A 12,296-nucleotide genomic window follows, 5' to 3' on the forward strand; every position below is an offset into this window, starting at 1 on the left:
CTCCCGTGAAAAATCACGGTGCTTCGTTCGTTTATAGTGTCCGGCTACGGTATCGATGGGGCAATGTGCTTCTCATCTGTTGGGCTGCCGTCAACACAATATAGAAATCGCTGTGCGGAGCAACGCAACGATCTGGCGTGCACTCGAGAACAATTCGGCGCGTGTCGCGTGAGTTAGCGCCTATTATGAATTGAGCACTCTCCGCCACCGACGGTATGGAGAGAGAACGCCAACTGTAATGCGAATGCGATGGCCTTCGAGCGCTACATCGACAGGCCGGTGAAAGCCTTCTTACTAAATCGACAGCAAGTGCGGGTATGCGGTGCCGGGCGGCATTGCGCGCAACGCTATTGAGCGTTGGGCACGCAGTAGCCGCGCTGTTGACTAAAGGAACAAGGGTCATGTGTGCGTTGCGGCATAGGGGCTGATGCCGCGACGCCCGGCGCCGTCTCCAGGCCTCATTGGAAGGAGACACGGCGATGAACTTGAGCAGAATGTGGCGCGCGCGTGGGCACGTGCCGTCGTGGGTGGGTACGTGCTGTGTGCTGGCGCTGTGCGCGATGTGGAGCCACGGCGCCTATGCGGATCCGGACAACGGTCCATGCCGGGGCATGGCATGCGGACCGCACGGCACACCGCCGCGATCGAAAACAAGCTGTCCGAAACTGGATGGATTGACCATCCGCGCTCGCGAGATCGGCCTGCCTACGACGGGAGCTGTCGTCACATCGACGACGCAAGTGGCGGCGAGCGGCAGCGGCGCGACGGCTATCGGATCGTACTGCCTCGTGGCCGGCGCGATTCATCCGGTCGATCCGTCCGCGCCGGACATCCTGTTCAACGTCGCGTTGCCGGACCAATGGAACGGCAAAGTTCTGATGCTCGGTGGCGGTGGCTTCGACGGCTCCATTCCCGCGATAACCGGTAACGTGCCGAGCGCGCCGGCCGATCTGCCGGGACCGCTGTCGCGCGGCTACGCGGTGTTCGCCAGCGACTCCGGGCACGAGGCGACCAACGGGTCGGTGAACGGCGCGTTCTCCGTCAACGCCGAGGCGTACGACAATTTCATGGGTGAGGCATTAAAGAAAACGCATGACGCGTCGCTCGCGATCATCGACGCGCATTACGGCAAGCATCCATACAAGGCGTATTTCGCGGGCGGCTCGACCGGCGGGCGCGAGGCGCTGACCGTCGCGCAGCGCTGGCCGCAGGATTGGGACGGCGTGATCGCGTTCTATCCCGCGTACGACTTCACGACGCTGAGCCTGCAACAGTTGCGCGTGACCGAAGGCTTCGCGGCGCCGGGCGCATACCTCGACACCGCGCAACGCGCGCTGCTGCTGAACGCGGTGATGCAGGCATGCGACGGACTCGACGGCGTCGTCGATGGACTGATCAGCAACGTGCAGGCATGCAATGCGACGTTCAACCCGGCGACCGCCAGCGTCGACGGCAAACCACTGCGCTGCGCCGGCGGTCGGGCGCGCGGTGATACATGCCTGTCGGACCCGCAGATCGCGGCGCTGAACACGATGAACACGCCGCTCGTGTTTGCGTACCCGCTCGAGAGCGGCGAAACGCTGTATCCGGGCTATAACGTGTATGGCGCCGATCTCGGGGTGGGCAGCAGTTCGCCGCTCGAGGGGACCGTCACGACGCTCGCGCTCGGCACGACCCAGCCGTCGTATCCATTGCAGAGCACCGCGATGTTCGACGGACAGATCAGCGACGAGTTCGTCCGCTATACGGTGATGGACAACCCGAACTTCGACTCGCTGACGTTCAATCCGGCGCTCGCCGGCCGATGGTCCGGGCGTGTCAGCATGCTCTCGGGGCTCGACGCGACCAACGCGAACCTGACGCCTTTCATGCGGCGCGGCGGCAAGCTGCTGATGGCGCACGGCACCGTGGATCAGACCGTCAGCACGCGAGCAACCGAGATCTACTATCAACGCATGCTGGTGACGATGGGGTTTGGCGCCGTCGGCTCGTTCGCGCGCTTCTATGAGATTCCGGGATTGCAGCACGCGGTCGGCACCGAGTTCAATGCGTCGTGGGACTCGCTGACGACGCTGGAGAACTGGGTCGAGCACGGGACGCCGCCAGTGCATCAGGTGGTCACCGATACCGCCGGCGTGCCGGGACGCACGCGGCCGCTGTGCCAGTATCCGGCGTGGCCGAGCTATAACGGCGCGGGCGATGTGAACAGCGCGGCGTCGTTTACCTGCGTGCAGTGATAGCGCGCGCGGGCCGTGGGGGGCGGACGTGACCTCTTACCGCCCTTCCATAATTCCGCGCGCCTTCAGGATCACCGGCATATCGACCATCTTCCCGTCCACCGCAACCGCCGCACCATTGCTCGCGTCAACCGCCGCCAGCACGCGCCGCGCCCATGCGACATCGGCATCGCTCCACGCATACGCGCGATGCACCGCGTCGATCTGCTTCGGATGAATGCACAGCTTGCCGCCGAAGCCGAAACGCCGGCCGCGTCGCGCATCGGCTTCCACCACGTCAGCATCGGTAATCGTCGTAGACACTCCATCCACCGGCGCGCCGATTCCCGCGAGCCGCGATGCGAGCACGATCTGCGAACGAAAGAAATGCAGCTCCTCGCCATCTCCATCGATGCCGAGATCGATCTGAAAATCGAGCGTGCCGAATACGATGCGTTGCACGCGCGGCGTGCCGCATAGCTCAGCGAGACTGGCAAAACCGCGCGCGGTCTCGACAATCGGCAGCACGCTCAGCGCGGGATGCGCATGCGCGAGCACCGCATCGATCTGCTCACGCGTTTCGGCCTTCGGCAGCACGATGCCGGCGACACCGGACTGAGCGGCAAGCGCGGCGGCATCATCGTCAAACCATGAGGTATCCGGGCCATTGATACGCACCCACGCCGCACGCGATGCATCGGCGGATACAGCGGCCGACACCGACGCGCGTGCCGCCGGTTTTTCGCCGGGCTGTACGGCATCTTCGAGATCGAGAATCACCGCGTCCGCGCTGGCCGCGAACGCCTTGTCGAAACGGTCCGGCCGGTTGCCCGGCACGAACAGATACGAGCGTGGCAGCGCGGCGCTCATACCGGCACCGCCGCGTGCGAAGTCGCGTCGAACACCGAGCCGACCTGCGTCTCGTCGGCGATACGCCATGCGTTGTCGAGCAATTGCGCCGCCTCGCCTGCGCTTGCCGCGCCCGAAAACGCCGCGAGCCGATGCAGCTTCGTCGCGATCTCATCGCGCGTGAGCGTATTGCCCGGATCGCCTTTCGGCTCATCGACGCGGCCGTCGAATACGCGGCCGTCGGTCGTCGTCACCGTGACCTTGCCGATCCAGCGCGCGGGATACGCGGCGTCGACTTCGGCGTCGAACACCATCGCCACCTTGTCGCGGAATGCGGCGATCTCGCTCGCATCGAAGCGCTGTTCGAATTCGGTCACGCCCGCATAACCGTGATACGCGACGAGCGCGAGCACCGTGCCCATGTTGAACTTCGCCTGATGCACGGTACTCGGCGTGACGACCGCGCCGAGCACGTCGATCGCGCCTTGATGAACGTGCGCGACGACGTTCGCGATATCGCCCGGCGCAAGACGATGCGCGTGCACGACGGCAAGCAATGCATCCGCGGCCGGATGCGTATGGCGGCACGCCGCGTGATACTTGAACGAAGTCTCCGCGAGCGCCCAGCGGCTGCCGAGGCGATCGACGAGACGCGCCGGATCGGCGTCGCTCGACATGCCCGCCGCCATCCCTTGCGCGCCTTCGAGAATGTGCGTCGCGCCCTTGAAGCCATCGGCCGCGAGTTGCGCGGCCATCAACCCCTTCGAGGCGGCCATCGCGGTGTGCAGTTGCTTCGAGTCGGCGGCGTCGCGCAGGAATTCCCACAGGCCGCTCGCCTGGGTGCCCGCCGAACCGAACGCGTCGAGCATCTGCAACGGCGACAAACCGAGCAGCCGTCCCGCCGCCGCCGCGGCCGCCACCGTACCGGCCGTCCCCGTGGTGTGAAACACCTTGTAGTGCGAGCGCCCGAGAAATTCGCCGATGCGGATGCCGACTTCATAGCCCGCGACCACGGCCGCGATGAAGTCGTGCCCCGATGCGCGCCGCGCCTGGGCGAGTGCCAGCGCAACCGGAAACACGACGGTCGCCGGATGAAACACCGAACCGTTGTGCACGTCGTCCTGCTCGGCGAAGTGCGACGCCGCGCCGTTGACCATCGCGGCGAAATACGGCGTCGTGCGGCTGCGGTCGATCAGTACTTCGCATGGACCATTGCCGCTTGCGCTATTCGCCACACCGGCCGCCTGCCGCGCAAAACGCGCGATCGTCTCGACCGGCCGCGCGCCTTTACCGGCGAGCGCCGAACCGAGCCAGTCGACGTACAGGTTGACGGCGCGCTCGACGACCTCGTGCGGGATGCTGCCGAAATCGAGTTGCGCGGCGAAAGTGGCAAGCGTGAGACTCGGATGATCGTTCATGATCGTAATGTGCGAGATAGCACCCTCGGGTTCGTTCGAAATGCCGGCGTGGCCTGCGTCACGCACGCCGACGCGAAAGCAGCATGCGGGATCAGATCGTGCCCGCGGCTCGCAGTGCGTCGATACGCGCGCTGTCATAGCCGAGTTCGCGCAGGATGGCTTCGGTGTGCGCGCCCAGCGCGGGCACCGGATCCATGCGCGGCTCGAAGTCATCCGGCAGACCGGGCGGTCGCAGCGCGGGCACCGCGCCCGCCGAAGTATCGACTTGCTGCCAGCAGTCGCGCGCCTTCAATTGCGGATGCGCCCATACGTCGGCGAGCGTATTCATCTGCGCATTCGCGATGCCGGCCTGGTCGAGCCGTTCGATCACCTGCGCGGCGCTCAGCTTCGCGAACGCGGCGACGATCACCGCGCGCAATGCGTCGCGTGCCGCCGTGCGTTTCGAATTCGACGCGAAACGTTCGTCGGTCGCGAGTTCCGGCTGTTCGAGCACACGTTCGCAAAAGAGCTTCCATTCGCGTTCGTTCTGCAGACCGAGCATCACGATCTTGCCGTCGCCGGCGGGGAATGGTCCATACGGATAGATCGTCGCGTGCGCGGCGCCCGCGAGCGCGGGCTGCGACTGGCCGTCGATTGCGTAGTAAAGCGGATAACCCATCCACTCGACCATGCTCTCGAGCATCGACACGTCGATGCGGCAGCCGCGCCCCGTGCGTGCGCGCAACAGCAGCGCGCTCAGAATGTTCGAATACGCGTACATGCCCGCCGCAATATCGGCAATCGAGCAGCCCGCCTTCGCGGGCGCGCCCGGCGAACCGGTGATCGACAGAAAGCCCGATTCGCTCTGGATCAACAGGTCGTACGCTTTCTTGTCACGGTACGGGCCGTCCGCGCCGTAGCCGGAAATATCGCAGACGATCAGCTTCGGATACTTCCCGCCCAGCGTGTCGTAGCCGAGGCCGAGCCGTTCGGCCGCACCGGGTGCGAGGTTCTGCACCAGCACGTCGGCATCGGCGACCAGCGCATCGAGAATCTCCGCCGCCGCGGGCTGCTTCAGATCGAGCGAAAGACTTTCTTTCGAGCGATTGGTCCAGACGAAATGCGACGAGAGCCCATGCACGCGTTCGTCATAACCGCGCGCGAAATCGCCGACGCCGGGCCGTTCGATCTTGATCACGCGCGCGCCGAGATCCGCGAGCTGACGCGTGCAGAACGGCGCGGCAATCGCGTGTTCGAGCGTGATGACCTTGATGCCGTCGAGTGGTCTCATGTTTTCCGCCAGCGGGTCAGAATGAACGCGGCAGCCCGAGAATATGCTCGGCCACGTACGAGAGAATCAGATTGGTCGAAATCGGCGCGACCTGGTAAAGACGCGTTTCGCGGAACTTGCGCTCGACATCGTATTCGCACGCAAAGCCGAAACCGCCGTGAAATTGCAGACAGGCATTGGCCGCTTCCCACGATGCATCCGCCGCGAGCAGCTTCGCCATGTTCGCCTGCGCGCCGCACGGCTGGTGAGCATCGAAGCGGCGCGCCGCTTCGAAACGCATCAGGCTGGCCGCCTCGACATTGATGAACGCGCGCGCGATCGGAAACTGCACGCCCTGGTTCTGCCCGATCGGCCGGCCGAACACCACCCGCTCTTTCGCGTATTCCGTGACCTTGTCGACGAACCAGTAGCCGTCGCCGATGCATTCCGCGGCGATCAATGTGCGCTCCGCGTTGAGACCGTCGAGGATGTATCCGAAGCCCTGCCCTTCTTCACCGATCAGGTTCTCCGCGGGGATTTCGAGGTTGTCGAAGAACAGTTCGTTGGTCTCGTGATTGACCATATTCAGAATCGGCCGCACCGTCATGCCATGACCAATCGCTTCGCGCAGATCGACGATAAAGATCGACATGCCCGCCGATTTCTTTTTCACGTCCGCAAGCGGCGTGGTGCGCGCGAGCAGAATCATCAGGTCCGAATGCTGCACGCGCGAGATCCATACCTTCTGGCCATTGATCACATAGCGGTCGCCACGCCGCTCGGCGGTGGTCCTGATCTTCGTCGTATCGGTGCCGGTGGTCGGTTCGGTCACGCCCATCGATTGCAGACGCAGATCGCCACTCGCGATCTTCGGCAAGTACCTGCGTTTCTGTTCCTCCGAGCCGTGACGCAGCAGCGTACCCATGTTGTACATCTGGCCGTGACACGCGCCCGAGTTGCCGCCGGCGCGATTGATTTCCTCCATGATGACCGACGCTTCTGTGAGTCCGAGCCCCGAGCCACCGAACTCCTGCGGAATCAGCGCGGCGAGCCAGCCGGCCTTCGTCAGCGCATCGACGAATTCTTCCGGGTAGCCGCGCGCTTCATCGATCTTGCGAAAGTACTCGCCGGAAAACTGCCGGCACAGATCGCGCACGGCTTCGCGAATGTCCTGGAACGAATCGTGTTGCGTGGTTTGCATATTCGACTCTCGTGGAATTCAGGCAAGCGCGGCGGTCGCGCGCATGGTCAGATAGCCTTCGTGGTCCCTGGCCCACAAGTCGATAGTCTTGCCGTCGGCGGACGGTTTGCCGCACACGGCGAACGGCTGGCCCGCGAACGTCGGACGCAGCGCGCGAAACGCGAAGCTCTGCAACGTCGCGCGCGGCAGTTCGCGGCGCACGAGATCGACGAGCAACGTCGCAATCAACGGACCGTGCACGACGAGGCCCGGATAGCCTTCGACCTGCGTGACGTACGGGTAGTCGTAGTGAATGCGATGGCCGTTGAAGGTCAGCGCCGAATAGCGGAACAGCATCACCGCGTCGGCGTCGATCGTGCGGCGCCATGTTTCGCCTTCGGGCGCAAGCGCCGGCTGCTGCGGCCGCGCGCCTTCCTGCGGCGCGTCGCGATAGACGATGTCGTGCTCTTCCTCGAGCTTCAGTTCACCGTCCACTTCGATCGCGTGCTGCACCGTGACGAACACGAGGCGGCCCGAGCGGCCGGTCTTGTCTTCGATATTGGCGATCGTCGAGGTGCGCCGTGCGCGTTCGCCGACCTTGAGCGGCGCATGGAACGTGAGCCGGCCGCCGGCCCACATGCGGCGCGGCAGCGGCACCGGCGGCAGGAAACCGCCGCGCTTCGGATGACCGTCCGGGCCGACCTCGGCGAGCGGCGCCACCGGCAGAAAGTACAGCCAATGCCACAGCGGCGGCACCGTATTGCCGCTTTCTTCACGATCGAGCGTGGCGGCGAGCGCTCTCAGCGCAAACGCGGTGATGTCGTCCTCGGCCACCTCCTGTTTGTTGAGCCAGTCATCGAGTTTCTCTGAGGCTGCGGACATCGGCGAAGTCTCCGGTACGGATGTTGAGCGTTATAGGGCCTTACTATGAACGACGCGCTGCGTTCCGCGAAGTTTGTATTTCCTAAGCGGGTCTTTGGCTTTGGTTAAGGCATGTGTCGAAGGCGCCGCCTGACCTGGTAGTTTTACTGACGCGGCGCGCGGGGAATCCGGGCGATGCAAGGCGGTCCGGCGAACTTCGCGCCGGTGCCGCCGGTGTGGCGCGTTATCGGCTATTTGAGCCCGAGCCGCTTGGCCAGCCGGTTCAGATTGGCGCGGTCCAGACCCAGCTCCCGCGCGACGGCGGCCCAGTTCCGGTTATTGCGGGCCAGGGCGTCCACAACGAGGTTTCGTTCGAACTCCGTCACCGCGCGGCGAAAATCCTTCGTGCCGCTTTCCTGATTCCGTGCCGGCGCCGGATTCTGTTCGCCCACTTTTATGTCGGTCAACGCGAGATCCGCGGCGCCCAGCGTGAGAATACGGCGGCGCTCGCGATTGGCCGCCAGTACCTTCAACGCGCTGCGTCCGATCAGATGTTCGAGTTCGCGCACGTTGCCGGGCCAGGAGTAATGCAGCAACGCGGCCTGCGCATCGGCCGCGAGCCGCAGACTCAGCAGACCGAGCCGCGAGCGGTTGTCTTCGAGAAAGAAGCCCGCGAGCAGCAGCACGTCGCGGCCGCGCTCGCGCAATGGCGGCACGCGCAACGGATAGACGCTGAGGCGGTGATAGAGGTCGGCGCGAAAGCGCCCCGCACGCACTTCCTCGGCGAGGTCGCGATTCGTCGCGGCAATCAGCCGTACGTCGACTCTATGTTCATGGTCCGAGCCGATGCGCTGCAACTGGCCGTTCTGCAGCACGCGCAACAGCTTTGCCTGCACGGCGAGCGGCAATTCGCCCACTTCGTCGAGGAAAATCGTGCCGCCGTCCGCGAGTTCGAATTTGCCGCGCCGATCCGCCGACGCCCCCGAAAACGCCCCGCGCACGTGCCCGAACAGTTCGCTTTCGACGAGCGTATCGGGCAACGCCGCGCAGTTCAGACTGACGAGCGGCTTGTTGGCGCGCGGCGACAACGCGTGAATCGCGTTGGCGACCAGTTCCTTGCCGACGCCGGTTTCGCCGGTGACGAGCACCGTCAGATCGCTGCCGGCCACCACCTCGATTTCCTTGACCATGCGGCGATGCGCATCGCTGCTGCCGATCATCTCGCGCCTGCTCTGACTGCTCGCCTGGCGATACGCCTCGGCGCGACGCTGTGCCTCCTCGCCGTTGCGCGCCAATGCATCGATGCGCTCGACGACGCTCACGGTGGCGGCGGCGAGTCCGAGAAACGCCTGCAGCGAGGCCATGTCGATCGCATCGAAGCTCGCCGGGTCCAGTGCGTCGAGCGTCAGCAAGCCCCACGGCTCGCCGCGAATAAACAACGGACAGCCGAGGCAGTCGTGAACTTCGAGACGCCCGGCCGCCATGCCTTGCACGAGGCCATCGTACGGGTCGGGGAGATCGGAGTCGGCGGCAAAGCGGGTCGGCTCCGCCCGCGCGAGGAGTTGCTGAAAACGTGGATGCTCGGCCACGCGAAAATGCCGCCCGAGCGTGTCGCTGCTCAAACCGTCGATCGCGAGCGGCACGAGCGTGTCGCCCTCCAGACGCAGGAGTGCGGCGGCGTCGCCCGGAAACAACGTGCGCAGGCTGCTCAAAAGACGCCGGTAACGCTCACGATCGGAGAGCTCGCGCGACAGATCGAGGATCAGCGGAGTCAGGATGTCGAGGACGGCTTCCGCAGTCAGACTGACTGCGGACTGAGTCTTTTCGACCAGAGTCGAATGAACCATGGTTATCACCAGATCATTGATTTCACGGCATTTTATACCTGGCATGGATCGTGGTTATAGCAGCAGGTCTGCCGAATCCAGCTCGATACTCGCTGATAGACAGACTCTTAAACTGACTTTCATCAGGACTTTTCACCATGCTATCCGCCGAACACCGCGCCATTGTCAAAGCAACCGTACCGCTCCTCGAAAGCGGAGGCGAGGCGCTGACCACGCATTTCTACAACCTGATGCTCAACGAACATCCGGAAGTGCGCCCGATGTTCAATCTCGCGAATCAGGCCAGCGGCGCACAGCCGCGCGCGCTGGCCAACGGCGTGCTGATGTACGCGCGTCATATCGATCAACTCGAGCAACTGAGCGGCCTCGTGTCGCAGATCATCAACAAGCACGTGTCGCTCAACGTGCAGCCCGAGCACTATCCGATCGTCGGAGAGTGTCTGCTGCGCGCCATTCGCGAAGTACTGGGCGCGGAAGTCGCGACCGACGCCGTGATCGAAGCCTGGGCCGCCGCTTATCAGCAACTCGCCGATCTGCTGATCGGGCTCGAAGAAAAGATTTACGCCGATCGCGAAACGGCGCCGGGCGGCTGGCGCGGCACGCGGCTCTTCCGCGTCGCGCGCAAGGTGCGTGAAAGCGACGAGATCACGTCGTTCTATCTGCGCCCCGATGACGGTGGCGAATTGCTCGCGTTTCAGCCGGGGCAGTACATCGGCGTGCGTCTGGTCATCGACGGCGAGGAAGTACGCCGCAACTATTCGTTGTCGGCAATGGGCAATGGCCGCGAATATCGCATTAGCGTGAAGCGCGAGCCGAACGGCACCGTGTCGAAGTATCTGCATGAACAGATCAACGAGAACGATGCGCTCGAACTGTTCGCGCCGGCCGGTGATTTCACGCTTCAGGCCGGCGACAAGCCTTTGGTGCTCATTAGCGGCGGCGTTGGTATCACGCCGACGATGGCGATGCTGCAAGCCGCGCTGAAGACCAATCGGCCGGTGCATTTCATCCATGCGGCTCGTCATGGCGGCGTGCATGCGTTCCGCGATGCAATCGACGCATTGGCCGCGCGCCATCCGCAACTGAAGCGTTTTTATTGCTACGAGCAGCGCCGCGCGGGCGATGCCGACGCGCATGAAATCGGCTATCTCGACGAAACGCATCTGAAGAAATGGCTGCCGGAAACGCGCGACGTGGACGTGTATTTCCTTGGTCCGGTCGGGTTCATGAAGGCGATCAGGAAGTGCCTGAAGGCGATCGGCGTGCCTGAATCGCAAAGCCGTTACGAGTTCTTCGGGCCGGCCGCCGCGCTCGAATAGCGCTGCGAGTAATCGATCTCTTTGGATCTGGCCTCGTAAAAAGAGGCCAGGTCCGCCGCGCGCACTAGCGTTCCTTTCTCCTGCGAAACGCCCACCATCCCGCCAGTCCGGTAAAACCGGCGACCAGAAATACCATTAACCAGAAGCCGTTCTTGTTTTCGGCGAGCGGGATGCCGCCGACGTTCATGCCGAAGAAACCCGCGACGATATTGATCGGCATCGCCAGCACGGTCACGAGCGTCAGCGTAAACAGCGTACGGTTGTTCTGCTCTTCGAGACGCGAAGTGATTTCTTCCTGCAACAACCTCACCCGCTCGATCAACCCGGCCACATCCGAGAGAACGACCGAAAACTCTTCCGTCGATTCGCGCAGGTCCTGCACGTCTTCCTGATGAAGCCAGCGAGGCGGCCGTGCCAGCAGACGGAAAATCGAGCCGGGCTCGGGGGCGAGCATCCGTTGCAAACGCGTCAGCGTTCGACGCATTGCACCGAGGTCGAGCCGGTTCTGCGTCGGCCGTTGCGACAGGAAACGATCCTCGATTCGGTCGACGTCGGCACTGGTTCGGCGCACGATCTGCACGAGCAGGTCGGCCTGGTCGCGCATCAGATGGACCAGCAGTTCGACAGGCGATCTGAATATCTCGCCTTCCCGCACGGAAGCGCGCAAGCGATCGACCGAGCGCAGTGGTTTGAGGCGCGCCGTAACGATGATCCGCTTATGCGCATAGATCCATAGCGTCGCAATTTCGGATGGGATGAATTCGAGGTTGAACATCACGTCGTTCACGACCGCGCGCAGCGCACCGTCCGCATGTTCGATCCGCGTCGAATGCGAGCCTTCCCGCAATGCGTCGAAGAACGTTTCCGGCAAGTCGAGCTGCGTTCTCATCCAGCGCTCGCTTGCGCTATGGGCAAGATTGAAATGGAGCCACAGAAACTCGCTGCCGTCTTTCGCGGCGGCGCTCGCGTCATGGTCGTTATCGCGGAACCATTCGACGACTTCGTCCGCGTCTACGGGCCGCCCGGCAAGCGTCGGAGAAAAGCGGAAACCGCAGACCATACCGGACGAGTCCGCGCCATAGGTTTGCAATAGCAGATCAGATCTCATGGGTCACTCAACGCCTGCCTTCCTGAAGGAATTCCTGAGCATAGCTTGACCAATCGAAAGAAGGTTAACTCGCGCGTTTTCCCGCGTCGTATTGTCGAATCGTGGCGGCCGGAGTGTCACGACAACGTCATATGGGTGCGTTACAGGTTGCGGTCGAGCAGTCGGGAAGCCCGCATGGGTTTACGCAGAGCCCCTAAACGCCGAAACCCCACCGCGAGGGGTGGGGTTTCTGGCTGGAGGGGGGAGCCT

General features: G+C 63.7%; 9 protein-coding genes. 2 read left to right on the forward strand and 7 right to left on the reverse strand.

Annotated elements, in window-relative coordinates:
• Nucleotides 1-479 precede the first annotated feature (479 nt).
• Nucleotides 480-2,237: a tannase/feruloyl esterase family alpha/beta hydrolase gene (locus QM685_RS34030; RefSeq protein ID WP_415123646.1), complete on the forward strand. Its 1,758-nt coding sequence runs from the start codon at nucleotides 480-482 to the stop codon at nucleotides 2,235-2,237.
• 36 nt (nucleotides 2,238-2,273) lie between these two features.
• Here QM685_RS34030 and QM685_RS34035 read toward each other — a convergent pair whose 3' ends face one another.
• The 6 genes from QM685_RS34035 to norR all read right to left on the reverse strand — a co-directional run bounded on the left by QM685_RS34035 (nucleotide 2,274) and on the right by norR (nucleotide 9,620).
• On the reverse strand, nucleotides 2,274-3,086 hold the full coding sequence (locus QM685_RS34035; RefSeq protein WP_415123647.1) for an HpcH/HpaI aldolase/citrate lyase family protein: 813 nt from the start codon (nucleotides 3,084-3,086) through the stop codon (nucleotides 2,274-2,276).
• Nucleotides 3,083-4,483, reverse strand: a complete 1,401-nt coding sequence (locus QM685_RS34040; RefSeq protein WP_415123648.1) for an MmgE/PrpD family protein — start codon at nucleotides 4,481-4,483, stop codon at nucleotides 3,083-3,085. The genes QM685_RS34035 and QM685_RS34040 overlap by 4 nt, the downstream gene beginning before the upstream one ends.
• Before the next feature lie 91 nt (nucleotides 4,484-4,574).
• The gene (locus QM685_RS34045; protein WP_415123649.1) at nucleotides 4,575-5,753 is read right to left on the reverse strand and encodes a CaiB/BaiF CoA transferase family protein; all 1,179 of its coding nucleotides are present in this window, start codon (nucleotides 5,751-5,753) and stop codon (nucleotides 4,575-4,577) included.
• A 16-nt stretch (nucleotides 5,754-5,769) separates the two neighbouring features.
• The gene (locus QM685_RS34050) at nucleotides 5,770-6,933 is read right to left on the reverse strand and encodes an acyl-CoA dehydrogenase family protein (protein ID WP_415123650.1); all 1,164 of its coding nucleotides are present in this window, start codon (nucleotides 6,931-6,933) and stop codon (nucleotides 5,770-5,772) included.
• 18 nt (nucleotides 6,934-6,951) lie between these two features.
• The gene (locus QM685_RS34055) at nucleotides 6,952-7,794 is read right to left on the reverse strand and encodes a MaoC family dehydratase N-terminal domain-containing protein (protein WP_415123651.1); all 843 of its coding nucleotides are present in this window, start codon (nucleotides 7,792-7,794) and stop codon (nucleotides 6,952-6,954) included.
• A 230-nt stretch (nucleotides 7,795-8,024) separates the two neighbouring features.
• Nucleotides 8,025-9,620: a nitric oxide reductase transcriptional regulator NorR gene (gene norR / locus QM685_RS34060; protein ID WP_415123652.1), complete on the reverse strand. Its 1,596-nt coding sequence runs from the start codon at nucleotides 9,618-9,620 to the stop codon at nucleotides 8,025-8,027.
• 137 nt (nucleotides 9,621-9,757) lie between these two features.
• Between norR and hmpA the strand changes: the two genes are divergently transcribed.
• Entirely contained in the window at nucleotides 9,758-10,939 is a 1,182-nt protein-coding gene (hmpA, locus tag QM685_RS34065; RefSeq protein ID WP_415123653.1) for an NO-inducible flavohemoprotein, read from the forward strand.
• Nucleotides 10,940-11,003: 64 nt separating this feature from the next.
• Here the strand turns inward: hmpA and QM685_RS34070 are convergent, their stop codons facing one another.
• Complete coding sequence (locus QM685_RS34070; RefSeq protein WP_415123654.1) at nucleotides 11,004-12,047, reverse strand: transporter; 1,044 nt, start codon at nucleotides 12,045-12,047, stop codon at nucleotides 11,004-11,006.
• Nucleotides 12,048-12,296 lie beyond the last annotated feature (249 nt).

The organism is Paraburkholderia sp., assembly GCF_047605525.1.
GTDB lineage: Bacteria > Pseudomonadota > Gammaproteobacteria > Burkholderiales > Burkholderiaceae > Paraburkholderia.